Annotated in this window: 17 protein-coding genes; 5 read left to right on the top strand and 12 right to left on the bottom strand. The window is 64.9% G+C overall.

The features are described from left to right. Positions 1-1341, top strand: coding sequence for an alkaline phosphatase family protein (locus tag EGM87_RS00745; protein WP_137709305.1), 1341 nt, complete (start codon positions 1-3; stop codon positions 1339-1341). Between the two features lie 43 nt (positions 1342-1384). Here the strand turns inward: EGM87_RS00745 and EGM87_RS00740 are convergent, their stop codons facing one another. Further along, positions 1385-1858, bottom strand: a complete 474-nt coding sequence (locus EGM87_RS00740) for a CYTH domain-containing protein (RefSeq protein WP_048577393.1) — start codon at positions 1856-1858, stop codon at positions 1385-1387. Between the two features lie 336 nt (positions 1859-2194). On the opposite strand from EGM87_RS00740, the gene EGM87_RS00735 reads away from it, so the two are divergent. Beyond that, positions 2195-2563, top strand: a complete 369-nt coding sequence (locus tag EGM87_RS00735; RefSeq protein ID WP_137709306.1) for a YciI family protein — start codon at positions 2195-2197, stop codon at positions 2561-2563. Positions 2564-2667: 104 nt separating this feature from the next. Here the strand turns inward: EGM87_RS00735 and EGM87_RS00730 are convergent, their stop codons facing one another. The 5 genes from EGM87_RS00730 to EGM87_RS00710 all read right to left on the bottom strand — a co-directional run bounded on the left by EGM87_RS00730 (position 2668) and on the right by EGM87_RS00710 (position 9756). Continuing rightward, positions 2668-3870, bottom strand: coding sequence for an alpha-hydroxy acid oxidase (locus tag EGM87_RS00730; protein WP_103000989.1), 1203 nt, complete (start codon positions 3868-3870; stop codon positions 2668-2670). Positions 3871-3946: 76 nt separating this feature from the next. Continuing rightward, entirely contained in the window at positions 3947-5344 is a 1398-nt protein-coding gene (locus EGM87_RS00725; RefSeq protein ID WP_167706569.1) for an FAD-binding oxidoreductase, read from the bottom strand. Between the two features lie 88 nt (positions 5345-5432). Then, positions 5433-7688, bottom strand: coding sequence for a TonB-dependent receptor (locus EGM87_RS00720; RefSeq protein WP_137709308.1), 2256 nt, complete (start codon positions 7686-7688; stop codon positions 5433-5435). A 56-nt stretch (positions 7689-7744) separates the two neighbouring features. Next, on the bottom strand, positions 7745-8485 hold the full coding sequence (locus EGM87_RS00715) for an HpcH/HpaI aldolase family protein (protein WP_171009981.1): 741 nt from the start codon (positions 8483-8485) through the stop codon (positions 7745-7747). An 11-nt stretch (positions 8486-8496) separates the two neighbouring features. Beyond that, the gene (locus EGM87_RS00710; RefSeq protein WP_171009982.1) at positions 8497-9756 is read right to left on the bottom strand and encodes an MFS transporter; all 1260 of its coding nucleotides are present in this window, start codon (positions 9754-9756) and stop codon (positions 8497-8499) included. 255 nt (positions 9757-10011) lie between these two features. On the opposite strand from EGM87_RS00710, the gene EGM87_RS00705 reads away from it, so the two are divergent. Both EGM87_RS00705 and EGM87_RS00700 read left to right on the top strand, forming a co-directional pair. Beyond that, entirely contained in the window at positions 10012-10839 is an 828-nt protein-coding gene (locus tag EGM87_RS00705) for a GntR family transcriptional regulator (protein ID WP_171009983.1), read from the top strand. An 83-nt stretch (positions 10840-10922) separates the two neighbouring features. Next, complete coding sequence (locus EGM87_RS00700; RefSeq protein WP_137709312.1) at positions 10923-11255, top strand: hypothetical protein; 333 nt, start codon at positions 10923-10925, stop codon at positions 11253-11255. Between the two features lie 254 nt (positions 11256-11509). Here EGM87_RS00700 and EGM87_RS00695 read toward each other — a convergent pair whose 3' ends face one another. Both EGM87_RS00695 and EGM87_RS00690 read right to left on the bottom strand, forming a co-directional pair. Continuing rightward, positions 11510-12313, bottom strand: coding sequence for an OmpA family protein (locus EGM87_RS00695; protein WP_137709313.1), 804 nt, complete (start codon positions 12311-12313; stop codon positions 11510-11512). Further along, positions 12288-14177 (bottom strand): YadA family autotransporter adhesin, encoded by a 1890-nt coding sequence (locus EGM87_RS00690; RefSeq protein ID WP_137709314.1) that lies wholly within the window; start codon positions 14175-14177, stop codon positions 12288-12290. Before EGM87_RS00690 ends, EGM87_RS00695 begins: the two co-directional genes overlap by 26 nt. 407 nt (positions 14178-14584) lie before the next feature. Here EGM87_RS00690 and EGM87_RS00685 point away from each other — a divergent pair, with 407 nt between their 5' ends. Next, positions 14585-15490, top strand: a complete 906-nt coding sequence (locus tag EGM87_RS00685) for a PAS domain-containing protein (RefSeq protein WP_025547245.1) — start codon at positions 14585-14587, stop codon at positions 15488-15490. On the opposite strand, the gene EGM87_RS00680 is transcribed toward EGM87_RS00685, so the two are convergent. From EGM87_RS00680 to EGM87_RS00665, 4 genes are read right to left on the bottom strand one after another with little or no spacing between them, the layout of a single operon-like run. Further along, positions 15480-15953, bottom strand: coding sequence for a Csu type fimbrial protein (locus EGM87_RS00680; protein WP_025547243.1), 474 nt, complete (start codon positions 15951-15953; stop codon positions 15480-15482). The two genes, EGM87_RS00685 and EGM87_RS00680, sit on opposite strands and share 11 nt — an antisense overlap. After that, positions 15950-18325 (bottom strand): fimbria/pilus outer membrane usher protein, encoded by a 2376-nt coding sequence (locus EGM87_RS00675; RefSeq protein WP_137709315.1) that lies wholly within the window; start codon positions 18323-18325, stop codon positions 15950-15952. Before EGM87_RS00675 ends, EGM87_RS00680 begins: the two co-directional genes overlap by 4 nt. A 13-nt stretch (positions 18326-18338) precedes the next feature. Then, positions 18339-19076, bottom strand: coding sequence for a fimbrial biogenesis chaperone (locus EGM87_RS00670; protein WP_137709316.1), 738 nt, complete (start codon positions 19074-19076; stop codon positions 18339-18341). Positions 19077-19090: 14 nt separating this feature from the next. Further along, complete coding sequence (locus EGM87_RS00665) at positions 19091-19522, bottom strand: Csu type fimbrial protein (protein WP_226869815.1); 432 nt, start codon at positions 19520-19522, stop codon at positions 19091-19093. Positions 19523-19633: the final 111 nt, after the last annotated feature.

The following is a 19633-nucleotide window of genomic DNA, read 5'->3' as shown; positions in this document are numbered from 1 at the left end:
ATGAACAAGGCCGCGCTGCTCTTCGCCGCCCTCGCCGCCCTTCCGGGCGCGGCGCTGGCGAACCCGGTCCTGCTGATCTCCATCGACGGGCTGCGCCCGGGCGACGTGCTGGAAGCGGACAGGCGCGGCCTTGCCATCCCCAATCTGCGCCGCTTCGTGAAGGAGGGGGCCTCCGCTTCGGGCGTGACGGGGGTGCTGCCCACTCTCACCTACCCCAGCCATACGACGCTGATCACCGGCGTTGCGCCCGCGCGGCACGGGATCACCGCCAATAACAGCTTCGATCCCAATGGCATCAACCAGAGCGGCTGGACCTGGTACGCCTCCGACATCCGGGTGCCGACATTGTGGGAAGCGGCGACGAAGGCCGGGCTCACCACCGGCAATGTCCATTGGCCGGTCAGCGTCGCGGCCAGCGGCGTGACCTGGAACCTGCCGCAGATCTGGCGCACCGGCCATGCCGACGACGTGAAGCTGCTGGATGCGCTGGCGACGCCGGGCCTCAGGTCGGAACTGGAACGCGCGACCGGCACGCCCTATGCCATGGGGATCGATGAAAGCCTGTCGGGCGATGAAAATCGCGGCCGCTTCGCCAACGCCCTGATCGAAAGCCACAGACCCGGTTTCCTGACCGTCTACCTGACCGCGCTGGACCATGAGCAACATGCGAAGGGTCCGGACACGGCCGAAGCGAAGACCGTGCTGGAAAAGATCGACGGCATCGTCGGCCGGATCGTCGCGGCGGAGCGCAAGGCGCATCCCGATGCGGTGATCGCGCTGGTCAGCGACCATGGCTTCCAGGCGACGCACAGCGCCGTCAACCTTTTCCGCCCCTTTATCGACGAAAAGCTGATCGTGCTGGACAAGGACGGCAAGGTCGCATCCTGGCTGGCCATGCCCTGGATTTCCGGCGGATCGGCCGCGATCATGCTGGCCCGGCCGGAGGATGAGGCACTCGCCGCGCGGGTCAGGGCGCTGCTCGACAGGCTGGCCGCCGATCCCGCCCATGGCATTGCCCATATCGCCGACCGCGAACGGATCGCCCGCATGGGCGGCAATCCGCAGGCGGCCTTCTACGTCGATCTCCAGCCCGGCTTCGTGACCGACATCTTCCGCGGCCCCGCCGCGCCCCTGGTGGCGCCCGTCCCGATCAGGGGCATGCATGGCTATTTTCCGGGACCGGCCAATCTGCAATCGACCTTCCTGCTGATGGGCGAAGGCGTACCCGCCGGGCGGAAGCTGGGACAGATCGACATGCGGGCCATCGCCCCCACCCTGGCGCGGATCATGGGCGCCAGTCTGCCCGATGCCGAAAAGCCGGCGATCGATCTGCGCCCCTGACCCGGCGGCGATGGCGGATGAGTCCTTAGTCTGATCCTCAGGGTCAGACCGCCGCCTCGAACCCCCGCATCAGCGCGATGGCGGAGTTGCGGAAGCGGGGGTCGCTGGTCACCTCGTCCCCGACCCAGTCCGGCAGGTCGAAGCGTTCGTCAATCGACCGCATCTCGACCTCCGCCAGGACCAGCCCTTCCGCCGCCCCGGCAAAGACGTCGACTTCCCAGACCTTGCCATCATGCGGCACGCGATAGCGGGTCTTCCTGATCAGCGTATCGACGCAGAGCCGGTCGAGCATGTCCTCCGCATCCGCCGCGGGTATCGCATATTCGAACTCGTCCCGGACCAGGCCCGCCCGCGCACTCTTGACGGTAAGCCAGGCCCCGTCCGCAGACAGGCGCACCCGCACGCTGGCATGGCCGTCATGCGCGACATAACCCTGCCGCAAGTCCCGCCCCGCGTCCGCCATCGCCCGCCATTCATCGCTCACGACCAGGAATTTCCGTTCGATCTCGACTGCCATGAACGCTCCGACGAAGGATCGCCAGCGGCCGGCGAACTGATCCATGTTTAGCGCATGTCGGACATGAACGGGAGTCGGTTCGTCGCGATTGAGCAATGACTCTTCCCGGACCGGCCGGCATGGAAGGGCGGCCGCCCCATGCGGTCATAGGTTGATCCGGCGCGCTTTCTCCTACATTCTGAGGCACGCTGCGTTAAATCGGGGGCAGGTCCTCCCGGTCTCCGTTGCCGCATCCTTTCAGGCAGAAACCCCTTTCCCACTTTTCTGCACGATGCTCCAGGACGGAACGGCAGCATATAGGCTGTATCGACATCCAGCCCTGACAGGAGAAAAGCCATGCGCGTGATGGTGCTCGTAAAGGCCACTGAGGACAGCGAACGAGGTTTCGTCGCGACTCCGGAGACTCGGGCGGCGATGGAAGCCATGGGCCGGTTCAACGACGAACTGGCGGAGGCCGGCATCCTGCTCGCCGCCGACGGCCTGACGCCCTCTTCCCAAGGCAAGCGGATCGCCTTTAACGGTCCGAACCGGACGGTCATCGACGGCCCTTTCGCACAGGCCCGCGAACTGGTCGCCGGCTTCTGGCTGTGGGAAGTCAAGGACATGGAAGAGGCCGTCGCCTGGGCGAAGCGCTGCCCCAACCCCATGCCGGGGCCGAGCGAGATCGAAATCCGGCCGGTTTACGACCTGGCCGATCTTTCCTGAGATGCCGGGGGGGGCAACAGGTCAAGGATTCGACGGGAAGGGCGCATATCCCCTCCCCCCGCGCCAGGGGCCCGTGGCAGGAAGCGGTTCGAAGCTGCCGGGCCCTAACCGCGATGACGGATTGGCGGAACCTCTTCGCCTGTTTTCAATATCCAGGATCGGTCCAGATCGCGGACCGAGCGGCATCCCATCAAAATGAGCGTGCGATGCAAATCCGATCGCAACAGCTCGATGATCTCCCCAACACCCTTTTCTCCAGCCACCGCCAAACCGTAAAGATAGGGGCGGCCCAGGAAGACGCCGGTCGCGCCAAGGCACAGGGCCGTCACAATATCCGCCGCCCGCCTTACCCCGCCATCCAGATAGATTTCGGCCCGACCGCCGATCCTGTCGGAAATGGCCGGCAATGCATCGATCGACGCCATGGCCCGATCGAGCTGACGCCCGCCATGGTTGGACACGACAATGCCATCGGCGCCGACAAGATCGATCGCCTTTTCCGCGTCATCGGCGTCCAGAATGCCCTTGATGTAGAAGCGTCCCCGCCACTGGTCCCGCATCCATCGCAGGTCGTCCCAGCCCAGATCCTGCTGCATGGCGCGCCAAGCCTGCCTTGCCCCAGCCGCCCCGTCGAACCGCAACCTTTCTGCCTCGACATAATGAACCGGCACATTGCGGCGATGCAGCAGCGCGTTCGCCATCCATCGGGGCCGGCGCGCGATGTCCAGAATGCGCGCGGGTGTAAGAACCGTAGGCATGCCTATTCCGGCTCGGCGCTCGCCTTCGCGATTTCCCGGCACGGGCACGTCGACGGTGACGATCAGGGCGCCATAGCCCGCATCGCTCGCGCGCCGCATCAACCAGGACGCCACCGGCCGGTCGGCAAAGGGATAGAGCTGAAACCAGTGGTTGCTCTTCGTGGCCTGCGCGACCTCCTCGATCGAATAGCAGGACGCCGTGCTCAGCGCCAGTCGGGTGCCCGCCGCCTCCGCGGCGCGGGCGGCTGCGACATCCCCGCTCCAATGCGAGGCGCCGGCCAGCCCGGTCGGCGCCAGCGCGACCGGAAGGCTGACGTCGACGCCGCACATGATCGTGCCCAAGGATGGCGCCGCCTGTCCTGTCAGACAGCGCTGCCGCAATTTCCAGCGGGTGAAGGCGGCCTCATTGTCGAGCCGCGTCAGATGATCTCCCGCACCGCTTTCCACATATGTCCAGATCATGTCGGGAAGGATGCGGCGCGCCCGCTTCCGGTAATCCTCTATGTTCTGCAGCGCGCTGAAATCCCGCCAAGCATATCGAAACGCCATTGAATCTCCAAATCTGCGCCTGACCGCATCGTCCCCATGCCCGCGCCGGAAGGCCGCCGGGCCGACCTGCCCGGCCTTATCCGGCGGCAGGAAAAACCTTGCCGGGGTTCAGCAGGTTCAGCGGGTCGAGAGCCTGTTTGAGCGACCGCATCAGCGCGATTTCCTCCCGGGAGCGCGATCGATCGAGAAATTCCAGCTTGGCCTGCCCGATGCCATGTTCGGCGGCTATCGAACCGCGATATTGACGGATGGCGTCATAGACCAGGCATTCGGTCGCATGCATGACCTGCGGATCATGCAAGGCGGGGTGGCTCACGATCAGGTGCATGTTGCCGTCGCCGCCATGTCCATAGTGCAGGACCACGGCGCCCGGCAGCATCTCGCCCATTTTCGCATCGGTCTGTTTGATGAACCGGTCCATATCGAGCAGCGAAAGACTGATGTCGAAGCCCGCAAAAGGGGAGAGGGCCGCCAGCGGTTCGAGCAGATCTTCCCGCAAGGCCCAGATATTCTGCCTTTCACGCTCCGATTGGGCAATGACGACATCATGGACGAGCCCGCCGTCGAATATGGCCGACAGGACTTCCTCGAACACCTGTCGATCGCGCTCCGGGTGAGAACCCAGCGCTTCGACTATCGCATATAGCCGATATTCCGGCGACATGGGCAAGGGACGGCGGGCCGATTGCGCCTGGCCGATGACGTTGAAGAAATCCCTCCACATCAGTTCGAAGCTGGACAGCCGCCCGTCCAGATCCCGTTGCAACCGGCGAAGCAGCCGGCTTGCCTGCTCGACCGTATCGAACGCCAACAGGGCGGTCTGCGCCGTCGTGGGAAGCGGCCGCAGCCGCAGGACCGCCTGGGTGACGATGGCCAGCGTGCCCTCGCTGCCGATGAAAAGATGCTTCCAGTCATAGCCGGCATTGTCCTTCAGCACCTTGCCCAATCTCGACACCACCGTGCCATCGGCAAGGACCGCTTCCAGCCCCAGCACCATATCGCGCATCATGCCCCAGCGCAGGGTTCTGAGGCCGCCCGCATTGGTCGCTATGTTGCCGCCGATCGTCGCGCTGCCGCGCGATCCGATGTCCAGCGGCATCAGCAGGCCTTTGCCAGCGGCCGCCTCCTGCAAGGACTGGAGAGTGACGCCGGCTTCGGCGGTGATGGTCATGGCATCCTCGTCGATCTCAAGGACCCTGTTCATCCGTTCGAGCGACAGGATGATGCCGCCATCCGTGCAGGCCGTGCCGCCGACGCCCCCCGTTCCGCCGCCCAGAACGGTGACCGCGATGCGTGCCTTGCGCGCCGCCTCCATCACCCGCGCCACCTCCCCCGTGCTTCCCGGGCGGACCACGCAGGATGGAGAGCAGGTGTAGAGGCCAAGCAGGTCCGTTCGATAGCGCTGGTCGATTTCATCCCCGGCAAAGCAATGGGCCCTGCCGACGATGGATCGAAGTTCTTCCCTATGATCCATCACGAGAACTGGCTTCCTTTCAGCGAATATTTCCCTGGACTGCGCCAGGGGCGGCTTCCGGGAACTTGCCCCGCAAGCCGCCTCGACCTCAAAAGTTCGCGCCCAGCGTGACGCCATAGGTGCGGGGCGCGGCGGCCGCATATTTGGCGCCGGCCGTCGACCCGGTCGTGGCGATGGTGTAATATTTCTCGCCCGTCAGGTTGTTCGCCCACAACCGCACGTTGAAAGTGCCGCCCGGCGCGGTCCACTGGACCGATCCATTGACGATGTCCGTCCTGGGCTGGCGCGTCAGCGGACTGCTGAAGACGTCATATTCATAATTGCCGCCATGCGCCCAGGATGCCGACAGGTCGAAATCCCCAAGGTCGGTCGGCAGCGTATAGAGAAGCTGAAGATTGCTGGAGAAGGGCGGAGCCTGGATCAGCCTGTTGCCCGATACGTCGCAGCTTCGTTGCGTCGCCGGGGCGGAACCCTGGACCGCGGGATAGGGATTGGGTCCACTACATCTGGCGGGATCATAGGGCGTGGGCGCGTTCGGCGGCAGCAGGAAGAAGGAAGGGGCATTCCGGAAATCCTTGTACCGCCCGTCCAGCAATCCGATGGAGGCGCTGACCGTCAGATTGCGGACCGGGATCGCGGATATTTCGAAGTCGATCCCCTTGATGGTGGCCTTGCTCGCATTGGTGAGGGTCGTTCCCGTCGGCAGGACGATCTGCACCTGAAGGTCTGAATATTCATAGAGGAAGGCTTCAGCATTCACGCGCAGGCGGCGATTGAGGAATTCGGACTTGAAACCTATCGTATAGGCATCCAGCGTCTCGGGATTTACCGGCGGGGGCAGAGTGGTCGTGCCCGCGACGATGCCGGTAAAATTATATATGCCCGATTTGAAGCCCCGATTATACGCAATATAGCCCATGAGATCGTCGGAGAAATGATGATCGATCGAAGCCCGGCCGGTCACGCTGTTGAATGTCTTTGCATCCTCGAACGGGCCGAATGTGACAGCCGCGCCCGTGGCCGGAAGCAATCGGGCAACGGCATCGAGCGACCGGCGGTCCGAAGTATAGCGCAAGCCCAGCGTCAGGTTGGTCCTCGGCAGGATTTCCGTTGTCACCTGCCCGAAGCCGGCGATCGAATTGGTCCGCTGAACCGCGTCGGTATGCGATTTGGAGGTTCCGAACGCCTGCCCCTCATAGGTCGCGTCCATGAAGGACCGGTCATGCAGGTAGAAGGCGCCCAAAATCCATTTGACCGCAGAACCTTCGGGCGAGAGCAGCTGCACTTCCTGCGTGAACGTGCGCCCGCCCATGGCGAATTTGCGCGTCTGGAAGAAGGGGCTGGGCGATCCGTCGCTGTCGCTGACCACGGGATCGACGACGGTCTTGCTGAACGCGCTTATCAGCACGAGCCGCGCAGATCCGAAATCATGCGTCAACTTGCCGCTCAGGGACCGGGTGGTCGACTTTTGCACGGTGTCGAGATTGGACATGACGTCGTAGAATCCCAGCCCCGCCGCATCCGCGCTGTAACCGTCCCGCGTAAAGGTTCCTGCAATCGAGCGCCCCGGCTGCCCCTGATCGGAACTGCGCCGGTCATAGCTGCCCGCGACCAGCAGCGACGTCTCTTCGCCCATGTTCCAGAGCAGCTTGGCGCGCCCTCCCCAGCCCGACATGCTGTTGGCTTCGTTCCCTGTCGTGCCGTTGACGCCCCAGCCCTTGCGCTGGTCGATGCCCTGCAGGGCGAAATTGATCGCGACGGTGTCGGTAAGACCGGTCGATCCATAGAGCTGGCCAGAGATCGTGTCGTAATTTCCATAGCTGGCGGTCGCGCTGGCGGAGGGGTCGAAGCTTGGGTCTCTGGTGCGGATGTGGATCACGCCGCCCGTCGCATTCCGCCCGAACAAGGTGCCCTGAGGGCCCTTGAGAACCTCGATCGAGCTGATCGAATTGAGCTGGAAGACGCCGGCCGAACCGGTCGGCAGATAAACGTCGTCCACGAACAGCGCCACCGCAGGCTCATTGCCGATGGCGACCGAATTGGTGCCCACCCCGCGAAGAAACGGCGTAAGGCCCCAGGCGGAGTGGTTCAGTTGGAGGCCGGGAACCATCTGAGCGATCACGTCCGGCTGGGTGATGCCCAGCTTGATCGCCTGTTCCGACGTGATGGCCGTTACCGAGATCGGGACGTTCTGCAGATTTTCCGACCGGCGTTGCGCCGTGACGACGATGTCGGCAAGGCTTGCCCCCTCTTGCCCCGCCGCGGTCGTCCCCTGCGCCATGGCCGGCATGGCGATCAGGCTGGCGCAGACCAATATTGTCCGGTGGATCGTCCTTCTTGTCATGATACCTCCCCTTGTTGATATTCGTCGCGGGCAAGGCCGCCTCTTTTTCGGTGCGTCTATCCGGGTTTAGCCGCGATGGACGCGGCAGCCGCCGCGGCCGCCTGAAGCGCGAACATCCGATCCATGCCGAAGATCGCCAGCTTTGCTCCGGCATCGCGGGCATGCTGGACCTGCCGGGCGGTGGCGCACACGGCGATGCCGGCAATGGCTGCATCGCGCGCGGCGCGGCAGATCCGGTCCATCGCGGCGGCATGCGCCGGCGACCCCACCGGATGGCCGATCGACACGGCAAGGTCGAACGGTCCCATGCACAGGCCGTCGATGCCCGGAACAGCGGCGATCTGCTCCACCATGTCCAGTCCGGCCAGGGTCTCGATCTGAACGATCGCGGCCAGATGATCATTTGCCTGTTCCAGATATGGCTGCAGCGAAGCCCCATAATCGCATGCGCGGACTGCCCCAGCGCCCCGCGCGCCGTCCGGCGGGAAACGGACTTCAGCGACGATCCTTTCGGCCTGGGCGACGCTTTCCACGCGCGGCACGATGACGCCCGCCGCCCCCAGGTCCAGGGCTCTGCCGATGTCCGGACCGATCGCCGCCACGCGGACCAGCGCGGGCAGACCGGCGACGTCGGCGGCGCGGATCAGCGCCTCAAGCTCCGCAATGCCGAACGCGGCATGTTCGGCGTCGAGCACCAGCGCATCGAAGCCGATGCCGCCCAGGGATTCGACCAGCGAGGGAGCAGGCAGGGAGATGAACATGCCGATCAGACCGCCCTGCCTCAATCGATCGCGCATGCGGTGCAGCCTCATGGGATCGAACGCCGGTCCACCGGGTCGGCCATTCGGCCGGCAAAGGTGGAACACAGGGCCGCGAGGAAGGCGGGCATGGCCAGCAGGATGAGCACCAGCCTGAATTCGCCGGTCATATCCTTTGAAATGCCGACGGCGACCGGCGCCACGAAACCGGCAAGATTGCCGAAAGAATTGGTGAGCGCACCCGCTGCTGCGGCTGCCGCGCCAAAGACATGGACCCGCGGAATGGCCCAATAGGATGCCGACGCCATCGAACTCAGCGCAACGCCCAGCGACAGCAGCAACAACCCGGAAAGCGCGCTGTCGTCAAGGAGCAGCGCGCCGGCGATCGTGATCGCTCCCGACGCCAAGCAGGGCAGGATGGCGTGCCAGTAACGCTCGTTGGTCGAGGCTGAATGCCAGGCCCAGAGCGGCGTGAGCAGTGCCGCAAGCACCCATGGCACCGTGCTGAACAACCCGGACTCGAGCGTCGACATGCCGGTCGACCGGATGATCTGGGGGAACCAGAAGATGATGGCCTGGCTGCTCAGCCCTATGCAGAAATATTGCAGGCTGAGCAGGAGCACCTGGGGATGCGTCAATGCGTCCCGCCAAGACCCGGCCTGACGATGGGCGCCGTCCGCCATCAGCCGGGCGGACAGGGCCTTTTTCTGATCGTCGGAAAGCCAGGGCACGTCGTCGATGCGCTCGGGCAGCGATTTCAGCACCAGAATGGCGACGAGAAACGCCGGCGCGCCTTCGATGATGAACAGCCAGCGCCAATCCACCGCCATCAGGAGACCCGTGGTCAGCGGCGCGCCAATCGCCAGCGACGCTGGCATCATCGCGATCATCAGCCCCATGACCTTCGACATTGCGCGCCGGTCGAACCATTGCGCGAGATAATAGACGATGGCAGGCACGAACCCCGCTTCAGCAATGCCCAGGGCCAGACGAACCGCATAGAAGCTTCCGGCATCGGATATGAACCCGGTGGCAATCGCGATAAGGCCCCAGGCGACCAGCAGGGCCGCGATCCACCGGCGCGCGCCTATTCGGGCGAGCAGCAGGTTGGCGGGTACGCCGGCGAAGAAGAAGCCGATGTAGAAGAGGCCCGCCCCCATCCCGTAAGCCGATGCCGACAGGCCGATATCCGCGCGCATGTTGAGGGCGGCGATGCCCACATTGGTGCGATCGACGATATTCACGAAAACGCACAGCGCCAGCGTAGGCAGAATATGCCGCGCCGCGAGATCGACCGGAGATTTCTCCAACTCGCCCCTCCTGTTTATATTTGTACGTATGCATATCTTATCAACTGTAGACTGTCGACAGTTTTTTGCTTTTTCGAACGCTGAGAGGAGGAAGCCCGAAACCCCCGAAAAGATCATTTTATTTCAATCGATTACTCTCGAAGAGCGCTGATTTCGCGCCGGGCGCCGTCTCAAGCCGGAAAAGCATAGCTGAGGGATTCAGCCCTATTTCCTCGATTCGATACGTAAGCATATGACATGACAATAATCCGTCCATTGTCAGGCGAAGGCCTGGCTTGCCGTTCGACCTTGAACAGGACAAGGACCTTATCTTACAGCCAGCACCTCAATGTGAGACGATCGGATGGAAATCGTCATAAAGGCGGTGGAACGGCAATGGCACGCGCGAGCACTGATGACATGAATTTCACCGCGGTTCGAACCAGCTCGATCGTCAGCGAGGTATATGCCCAGATCAGGGAAAAGCTGCTGTCAGGGGAATTCCTCGCCGGGCAACCGTTGCGGGAGTCCGTGCTCGCGACGAGGATGGCCGTCAGCCGCGCCCCCGTGCGCGAAGCGCTTCGGTTGCTCGAACAATCCGGACTGATCGTGAAGGCGCATAATCGATCCTATGTCGTTGCTCCGTCCGCGCCGGGCGACATGCCCGAACTGGCCGCGCTTCGGGCGGCTGACGAGATATTGGCCATTCGCATCCTCGTGCAGCGCAAGACCGATCTCGGTCCGCTAGCCGCCGTGGTGGATGGAATGCGGGCGGCGCAGGCCAATTCCGATGTGGAAACCATCTCCGCGCTGGACATCGAATTCCATATGACGCTGGTCCGGCTCACCGGACTTCCGCGATTGATCTCACGCTACGACCAACTGAGAGATCAAATTCGGTTCGCCATGCTCTCGGTCGAGGATTTGCACGGCCGTGTCTTGCAGGACCAGGCGGTCATGCATGAGGAATTGCTGACGGCATTGCTGGACGCCCAGCAAAGCGGCCGCGCCGCCGACCTTCTGCGCCTGTGGGAAGAGCATGTCTTCTTTTCCATGAACCCGGCAGATCACATCATTCCCTTGCACGATAACGGCCCGGCCTGAGCGCCGGATCGAACAAAGGGCATCGAACGCCATGGGAAACCTATCTCCTCCGCCGCGTTCCTTCATCACGAAGGAGACCTGTCATGTTGAGGACTTTGGCATTGCTCGGCGTCGCGGCCTTGGCCGGGCGGCAACTCTTGAAAAGCGGACGCCCAACCTGGTCCACGCCTGTTACAGCGAACCGGGATTCAGCAGCGGAGCATGATGAACAGACCGCGGCGCATCGGCAACGGGCCGACGCCCCCGGCGAAGTGGGACATCGCCCGGTCGATCTGGAAGGTCCCGAACATCCCGACGGATCGCAACGCGCGGACGAACATTACCGGCCCGACATTCATGCAACGGTCGCTCCGGAGGACAAGGAAAGCCTGCGTCCCGTCACCCTGAAATCGGCGCGAGGCCCAACTGACGCCTAGAGCCAATCGACATTCAGAAAGATGACGAGCCGAGCCGAAGGCCACCGAAGGTAAAATGGTGTTTTTCCGTGACCCGGAGCGCAGCCTACTCAAAGTAGGTGAGCACCGGAAGCACGGAAAAGCGTCATTTGCAGGCCGTCAGGGCTGAATGTCGATGGCTCTAGCTTTTCGGCGGGACGCAGCGACGATCGCTCCGGCGCGCCGGCTTTGCCGGACATGCCAGCGATCCGGCTGCGAAGCGCAGGGATATATCATCATTCGTCATTCGACATCATGCGGACCAGCACCCGCCGGTTGAGAGGATCGGCAGCGCCTCCCTCAGACCGGTGCGCGGGCGTGCGCTCCCCCGCTCCGGAGACCTGGAGGTTCGACAGGGGCACCCCCATCGCCACCAGATCCCTGGCCACGGCATCCGCCCGCATCAGGCTCAGCCGGTCATTATAGGCATCCGGTCCCGCGCTGTCGGTAAAACCCGTCACGGACAGCTTTTGGATGCTTCGCTCATTTCCCTGCAGGAATGCGGTCAGTTCGCGATGCGCGTCTTCGCGCACATCGGCCTTGTCGAAATCGAAATAGACCGTGAGCGTCGGCAACTTCCGCACCGTAACCGGGCGTTGCGGATCGCTGGCCAGCGGTTGCGGCGGCGCGTAAACCATGTCCCGGCACGCCTTGTCGCTCCAGGCCATTTTTTCGAGGCGCATCCTGCGGTCCCAATGCAATTGCAGGCGGCAAATCCGATATTCCGTTCCAGAACCGGTATAGAAATCAAGGATATAGTTCCAGCGCCGCTCACCGATCAAACCCTCATGGAAATGGGGCACGCCCAGCAAGGCATAGACCTGCCGCTTGGTCATGCCGGGCGTTAACAGGCGCGGCGTCTGGGGCAACAGAAACACACCCTCGCGGCGGGTGGCGCGACCGGGATCGGGGAAATCCGACAAGGGCGCGATGTCCGGCAGAAAGTCCGGCTCGGCCGCCGCCGCGGGCGACGGACACAGGACCAGTGCCAGCAGGGCCAGATACCGGCGCCTTTCAGAACGCGATGCCCATGCCGGCATTGGCGCCTCCCTGATTGCGGCTGTTATAGGTTGCGGACGCCCGCATGATGAAACGGCCATTATCCGACACCTTCGATATTCCCATGGCGACCGCATGTTCGCCCTGCCACGTGCTGACGCCCAGGCCCAGGGTGCCGCCGCCGGCTTCGGAAAATTGCGGTATGCCAGCCATCGCCATGGACGCGGCGATGCCGCCCTCCGCATCGCGGCGCAAATTGCGCAGGCCGCTGTCGAACAGATTGAAGCGCACATCCGTATAGGCGTTGGCGGCATCGACCGCTTGCCCCATTCCGCCTTGCAGCTGGCGCAGATTGACCGCGTCGGTCGGCGCCATGCCGTCGGCGACATGGGTGATCTGCCGCTCCGCCCCAGCGCTGCCGACCGACACCGTATTGGCCCGGTCGGCGACAGAAGCATAGCCAAGCGCGACGCTGCCCGGCGCAATCGCCTGCGCCTGCGTGCCCAGGGCCAGGCTGCCGCTGCCGGACGCCACGGCGCCTGCCCCCGCGGCCAGCGTGTCCGCGCCGCTCGCAACGGGCTTGGCATGGCCGGAGCTGTTGTTGACCTGGAGATACCCTGCCCTTGCTTCCTGAAGGTCGGCGATGGCGGTCACATTATAGGCCAGTTGCACATTGGTCGCGTAGAGTTGCGCGCCATTGACCGCCTCGGCCGATGCCGCGCTCAGTTCGCCTGCGGCAACGCCGCCGATCTTCTGGTCGACGCCGCCGCGCGCGGCATTATAGGCCTGGATCGCCGGATCATAGGGCAGCGCGTCCTGCGCCGCACCGCCACCGCCGCTGCCGCTGCCGCTCCCCGAACTGCTCAACTGCGACAGGTTGACCGCGTCGCTGCTCGTGGTGCCGGCGGCCAGATTGGTGATGGCCGTGCCGCCTGCGCCGCCGAGGAGGATGGAGGATTTCGTCCCATCCTGATATTTGACGGCCAGATCGTTCAATATCGCAAGATCATAGCCTAGCTGGACGATGGCCGCGCTGTTCTGGGCCACAAGGTCGTTCGTCGCCTGCAATTGCGAGCCGTTGACCGCATCGGTGCTGGTGGCGTTCACCGCTCCCGCGCTGAGGTTGGTGATGCCGGTGCCGGTCGCGCCCTGCAGCGTGACCATCGACCGCGCGCTGCCGTCATATTGCACCGCGTTGCCGGCCAGGGTGCCCAGCGCGTCGTTGACGGCCTGCAATTGCGCGACATTGACGCCGTCGGTCGGATTCGCCCCGGCCGCGAGCCCGGTCAGGCGGCGGCCGCCGATATTCACCTCCGCGCTGGCAGTGCCGCCGACCAGATAGGCGGGCAGGTTCAGGCTGAGGCCGTTGGCGACCGATCCCGCACCCAATGCCACGCTGCGCATGTGGGTGGCAGATGCCCCCGCGCCGATCGCCACCGCCTCATAGGCGCCCGTGGCCGTGCTGGCGAGGTTGCCGATGGCGATGGCATCCAGCTCGCCCGCGCTGGCTTCAAGACCCGGCGTACCCAGACCGGTGATCCTGTTGCCGCCAAAGGAAATGCCCCTGGGCGTAAGAAGGCTGAAACTGTCGGAGGTCGTTTCGCAACTCGGGTCGGAGAGCAGGTCGACGGCATTGCCGTTGATGTCGAGCACATTGAGATTGATCGGCGCGCCCGACGCCGCATTGGACAATGCGGCGTTGATGCCGAGGTCGACCGATCCGAAGGTCAGGATGCTCAGCGTCGATTCCACCGGCGCCAGAACGGGCGTGATGACATCGCCGATGGTCTGCGTCAGCACCGATTTGGGCAGGCTGACGCCGGAGCAGGCGCTGACCACATTGGCTCGGGCGGTCACGCCCGACCCCGCGCCCGCCAGCAGCAAAGCGCCCGTCAGCCATCGCATGGCCTTCCTGCCTCGCCCCTTTGCCGGGTTCGCTATTCCGGCAGTCCCGGATGAATATCGCGATGCGTCGCGCCTCATGGATCCGTCCCCTGAACGGGTGCCCCCCACGCGCCCGTCCAGCGGTAGCGCAAGCCCGGCATCCCACGTCCCCGGACGGAAGATGGAAGCGCCACGGCTAAGGGCGCGCGAAGGCGAAGACAGGGAATTTTACGCAATATATGTATCGGCACGGCCCGCAGGATTTTTCCCTTCCCCGACCCCGTCCATATTCGTCCGGCAACACAATGGGTTGAGGAAGCATTTGATCGGCGGCAGCGCACTCGTTACGATTCCGTTTTAATGACAGGCCCGATATTGTACGCATTATGCGGACACCGACGGGATGATGGGGAAAGGGGAGCAAGCCGGTGGATGATTTACCGCCCGGTCAGGTCGTCACGGCCACGGCGCTGATTCGGCATTTCGCCGTGCATTCCCGACAGGCAATGGGCGAACCCATCCATATCATGAACCATGGCCATGTCGGCCTGACGCTCCTTGCGACGGACCTGTTCCAGCGTCTGGCCAGTGGCCGGAAATGCTCCAGCGGACCGGATCATCCGGAAACGCAACTGGACATCCTGCTGGACATGATCCCCACGCAGGTGATCCTGACGGATCGGGATCTGAAACTCTCCCGGATCAATCTGGCCGCCCGCCGCCGCTTTGGCGTCAGCGAGAAGCAGGTGCTGGGAGTCCCCCTGGCGCAGATGCTGGCGGGCTCCGACTCCCATTCCCTGTTGCGGGCGCTTGAACGCGTGCGCGACACGGGCATTCCGGAAGCGTTCGAGCAGAACGCCGCCGGGCCGCCGCCGCTCGTCCATCGCGTCCAGGCTGCGGCCTTTCCGGGCGGTTTTGCCGTGCTTGCCGACGAAATCGCGGATCGCGTGACCCTGCGCGCCCAGGATGCGCGGATCGCCGCCTATGAGGATCTGATCGACCGGCTGCCCGGACTGGCCCGCGGAACCTTCAATGTCCGGGCCATCGTCACCGATATTTCGCCCGCGCTCGCGGAGCTGGTCGGGACGGAGAAGAGCCGGATCGTCGGCACCCGATTTGCGACCCTGTTCGGGGCTTCCAACCGCGGCACGATCAGCGATGCCGTGGAAGAGTTGCTGACCGTTGGGAAACCGTTCGGCATGGCGGCGGCATTGGTGGGCGGCCGTCCCGACGGCCAGACCGTCTGGGTCAATGCCGCGCCGCTCTTGTCCGCCGACGGGCAGGCGGGCGGCGTCTTCATGATGGGAACGAAGCCGGTCGGCATCAGTAGCTGATGGTGACGATCAGGCTGTCGGCATAGGCCCCCGCCTGCGGCCATTGTCCCGCCGCGATGCGGCCATAGACGGACACGGTCTGGCTGAAGGACAGCAGCCCGTTCAACGAGGCGGTGACCGTGCCGGTCCCCGACGATCCGGTTCCCCAGACGGTCGTGCGGCTGGCATTTGTATAGAGGTTGTAGTTGAGCCGTGCGCCACCCTGCGTCATCTGGCGCGCCAGCGCATCGCCCGACGAGCCCGGGCTGATCGCGATGTCGATGGTTCCCGCCAGCGAGACCAGGCCCGTGCAACTGAGCGTCACGCTGCCCGCGGCGTCCTTGGGCGCGGGCGAAGTGGGATCGTAGCCGCCAAAGCCGATCCCCGTCGTCGACGCCGAACAACTGCACAGGGTGCAGCCCCATGCCGGCGTCGCCAGCCCCATGCCGGCCAGCGCGGCCAGAACGAATCCCGCAGCTTTCATCGCTTCCCCTCCCGATCCGGCACACAGCGTACCGGCCCCATCCGTGCCGCACCGGCGCCGCCCGGCAGGGCCGGGACGATCGCGCGGCAGGCGACCGCCGGGCCGGACAGCAGGATTTCCTGCCCTTCATGCGCGTCGGCCAGATACACTTCGCCGCCATGTCCGGAAATGCCGGGTGCCGCTCCCTCCATGGTGACGGTCAGTCCTTCCGCAATGGCCGCGCCGCCGCCGTCGACCAGCCGCAAGGTGACGGGGTGAACGGCCGCGCCGCCAAAACCGATCCTCACCGCCTGCCGGTATCCCGGAACCGCGACCTGCTCCGCCGATGTCACGACGGTGTCGATCGGCAGGGCATCCAGGTCGATCGCGATGCGGTTGGCCGCATAGGGCTGCAACCCCGTGACGATCGCGGGCCTGCCCGGTTCCGCCTTGCGCGCGACCGGCCGGTTTTCGAAGAAGACCGTCACGTCCTGATCGGCGGCCACATCCACCACGGCAAAGGCGTAATCGAGCTGCGGTGTCGCGATGATCCGTCCCCCTACCCGCAGCAACGCCCCGCGGGCCTGGAATCGCATCCCCTCCATTTCCCCCATGCGCGACGCCGACAGATCGACATCGCCGGCCGCCGTGCGCCATGTCACGCCGCCTTCCATCTGTACCGGCGCATCCGCCTGACGCGACGCCAGAAAGCGATAGCCCCACCCCGCGTCCGGCGGCGGGTTCTGGCTGAAGCTGGCGGCGGTGCGGCCTCCCTCCACGAACAGGCCCGCGCCCGACCGCGCGCCGAGGGGAAGGGTCAGCGATCCGAAAAGGCCGTTGGTACGGCTGTCCGAAAAGCGCGTCCGCCGCGCGCCCAGCGTGACCCAGGCCGCCCCCAGGCTGGCCGCATAGGAAAGGGAGCCGGTGGAGAAGCGGTCGCCTTGGCCGCCCTCACTGTCGAGATAATGGGCATTGATGGTGCCGCGCCCGCCAAGGGCCAGGCTTCCCGCCACGACCCATTCCCGGCGACCGGCGGGCACTTGATCCTCCTCCCCGACCTGCGCGAAATGCGCATCTTCCTGCATGTAGCTGGCGGTCACGGAATAGCGGGCCGTGATCCGCTGCACCTGCGCGCGCCACAGGAAACCATCACCCGAACGGCCATGCGACCCCGCCGCCGCCAACGATATTTCGCCCCAGGAAGACAGAAGCGCGCCAAATCCCAGCCCGGCCATCTGCCCATCCTCGCTTGCCTCCATGCGGCCGGAAAGCGTCAGGCCCTGGCCCAGCCCATGCCGCCAGAAACCGGCGGCGAAGGGAGCCCCATAGGAAAAGCTGCGCGCACCGAAGTCCCTGCGCAAAAACCCTGCCTCCAGCGAAAAATCGTCCAGCCCTTCCTGCAACAGCCGCGGACTGGTGTAGAAGCTTTGCGTGACGGTGCGGGCGGCGCCATTGGCGTCCCTGATCGTCATCGTCACTTCGCCCGCGCCGGTAAAGACGGGCTGATAATCGATTTTGAAATCGCCGGGCTGAACCGCCATGCTCTGGCGGCTGCTGGCCGCCGCAAGGTCCACGACCGAGGGCAAGGCGGCGGAGCCGGAAAGCCGGGGCACCGGATAGGTGACGGCTTCCGGCGTCAACGAAAAATCGGTCCCCAGCCTCACCCCGGCGAACCGGACCGGCCGGTTCCAGTCGGCGCCGCGCGTCAATGTGTCGCCCAGGACCAGCCGCAAACGCCGATCCTGAAAATCGCGGATGACATTGCTGTCGAGACGAACCGCCCCCGGCCCGCCGCCGCCCTGCTGCATCAGGGCGGTGATGCCGGCGACGCCCCAGCCGCCCGACATCCCGGCATCCAGCAGGGCGGAAGCGGCCCAGCCGCCGCCCCAGCGCGCGACCGACAGATCATAGCCGGCAAATTGCACCGGCACCGCTTCCATCACCGGCCGGCCGCGCTGTTCCGGGCCGATATGGGCGGTCGGGAAGAAGGACGGCCCGGCGTCGATCAGCAGGGTCCCGCCCGAACCGTCGAGTTTCACCGAAAGGCCGGGCAGCCCGTCCAGCAAGGCATAGTTGCAGCCGCCCACCTCCATTTGCCGAAGCGGCGCGGGCAACCGCAAACCCCATTGGCTCAGCATGTCCTGCCGGACGAACAGGCGGCCCGCGCTCAGCACGACAAGGCCCGTCTCTTCAAGCGGCTGGCCATTGATGACGACTCCCACGGGCATAGGGCGCGGACTGCCGTCCGGCTCGACCGCCACCGGAACGGCGAGTGCCAACGGAAGATCGGACGCCGCCGCCGGTTGCGCCAGCGACAGCCATAGCAGGACCGATGCCCTGCCCGGCCGCCAGCCGGCCCGCCCTGCGCCGGACAATGCAGCAGCGAGCGGCATCGATCATCCGCCCTCACCGCTCGGCGACGGCGGTTGACGCGGCGAGTGGGCCAGTGGCCGTCTCCACCTGCACTCCGCTGATCGCATCGCCATCCGGGGATTCAAGCGGCAGGTCGATGCGCCCGCCCGCCAGCAGGTAGAAACCACGGTCGAGCCGCGTGACTTTCCCGCCAGCCCCGGCAGGCGTCATGTCGATCGCCGTGACCTGGACATGCCGGTCGCCCTGGTTGAACAGAATGAGCGTCCGCCGTCCATCCGCACCCTTTCCGACCGACCAGCGAAGCAGGGGCGCCGCGCCCGACGGCGCGCGGAATATCGGCATGCTGATGCGAAGCAACGTCCGCACGGTACCGGGAGCAATCGTCGCCATCGGCAATTCATCGATGATCAGGCGGTAGCTCTCTTCACGCGACCCGCTGCGCGCCGGCAGGCTGCACCGGACCAGCCGGCTCGACCCGCCGGGAATGCTGAGAATGGAGGGATTGACGACCGGCCCCCCGTCCGGGTCCAGCAGGTCGATGCCGTTCGCATCCTTGCGCCAGCCAAAACCCCTGACCTGGACAGTCGCGGGCGCCTTGTCATCATTGGCGATGGTCAGGCTGCAAAACTGTTTCTCGGCCGCCATTTCGATCCGCACCGGCAGGATGCGCAGCGCGCCCGCATTCGCCGACGGCGCGATCCCCCAGAACAGGGCGCCGACCATCACCGCCAGAACCCGTCCGGGTCCTGCGCCATGCCGCCTGATTGTCATGACCGGGCCTGCCTTCAGTAGCTGACGGTGATCGTCACCGTGTCGGTGTAACTGCCGGCCGCGACGCTCTGCTGGGCGGGGATGCGGCCATAAACGGTGAACGCCGCCGGCAGGATCGTCGACGCGGTCTGGGCGACCGTGTCCGACCCCACCGAGTTGCCCCAGTTCGTGCTGCGTCCCGAATTGCTGTAGAGCGCGTAGCCGAGCGGATTGGCGCCGCTCAGCATCTTCCGGGTCGATACCGTCGCTCCGACGGCGCTTCCGGCGTTCAATCCTATGTTGAACAATGTGCCCGGCGTGCAGGTGACATTGATCGTGCTGGTCGCATCGGTCGGAGACGCCGATGTCGGATCATAGCTGCCAAACGCCATGTTCGTCGCCGAAACCAGGCAGACGTTCAATACCGTGGCCGACACGCCCATCGTCGTTGTGGCATCCGTTGCCATCGCCGCATTCGGCAAGAGACCCAAAAGGAACAACGCACAATATTTGCGCATGACGTTTCCCCCTCCGGTGATTTCGACACCTATTGATCTGAACCAATATTGGAGCAGGAA

The sequence above is a fragment of the Sphingobium sp. RSMS genome (assembly GCF_005406185.4).
In the GTDB taxonomy this organism is placed as follows: domain Bacteria; phylum Pseudomonadota; class Alphaproteobacteria; order Sphingomonadales; family Sphingomonadaceae; genus Sphingobium; species Sphingobium fuliginis.
This window is presented reverse-complemented; position numbering and strand designations above follow the sequence as displayed.

Excerpts from the sequence above, each read along its gene's own strand:
- EGM87_RS00725 (WP_167706569.1), bottom strand. The coding sequence starts at position 5,344 with ATGGATCATAGGGAAGAACTTCGATCCATCGTCGGCAGGGCCCATTGC.
- EGM87_RS00665 (WP_226869815.1), bottom strand. The coding sequence starts at position 19,522 with ATGGCAACGGATGCCACAACGACGATGGGCGTGTCGGCCACGGTATTG.
- EGM87_RS00690 (WP_137709314.1), bottom strand. The coding sequence starts at position 14,177 with ATGCGATGGCTGACGGGCGCTTTGCTGCTGGCGGGCGCGGGGTCGGGC.
- EGM87_RS00700 (WP_137709312.1), top strand. The coding sequence starts at position 10,923 with ATGTTGAGGACTTTGGCATTGCTCGGCGTCGCGGCCTTGGCCGGGCGG.
- EGM87_RS00730 (WP_103000989.1), bottom strand. The coding sequence starts at position 3,870 with ATGGCGTTTCGATATGCTTGGCGGGATTTCAGCGCGCTGCAGAACATA.
- EGM87_RS00675 (WP_137709315.1), bottom strand. The coding sequence starts at position 18,325 with ATGCCGCTCGCTGCTGCATTGTCCGGCGCAGGGCGGGCCGGCTGGCGG.
- EGM87_RS00745 (WP_137709305.1), top strand. The coding sequence starts at position 1 with ATGAACAAGGCCGCGCTGCTCTTCGCCGCCCTCGCCGCCCTTCCGGGC.
- EGM87_RS00680 (WP_025547243.1), bottom strand. The coding sequence starts at position 15,953 with ATGAAAGCTGCGGGATTCGTTCTGGCCGCGCTGGCCGGCATGGGGCTG.
- EGM87_RS00715 (WP_171009981.1), bottom strand. The coding sequence starts at position 8,485 with ATGCGCGATCGATTGAGGCAGGGCGGTCTGATCGGCATGTTCATCTCC.
- EGM87_RS00740 (WP_048577393.1), bottom strand. The coding sequence starts at position 1,858 with ATGGCAGTCGAGATCGAACGGAAATTCCTGGTCGTGAGCGATGAATGG.
- EGM87_RS00670 (WP_137709316.1), bottom strand. The coding sequence starts at position 19,076 with ATGACAATCAGGCGGCATGGCGCAGGACCCGGACGGGTTCTGGCGGTG.
- EGM87_RS00720 (WP_137709308.1), bottom strand. The coding sequence starts at position 7,688 with ATGACAAGAAGGACGATCCACCGGACAATATTGGTCTGCGCCAGCCTG.
- EGM87_RS00735 (WP_137709306.1), top strand. The coding sequence starts at position 2,195 with ATGCGCGTGATGGTGCTCGTAAAGGCCACTGAGGACAGCGAACGAGGT.
- EGM87_RS00695 (WP_137709313.1), bottom strand. The coding sequence starts at position 12,313 with ATGCCGGCATGGGCATCGCGTTCTGAAAGGCGCCGGTATCTGGCCCTG.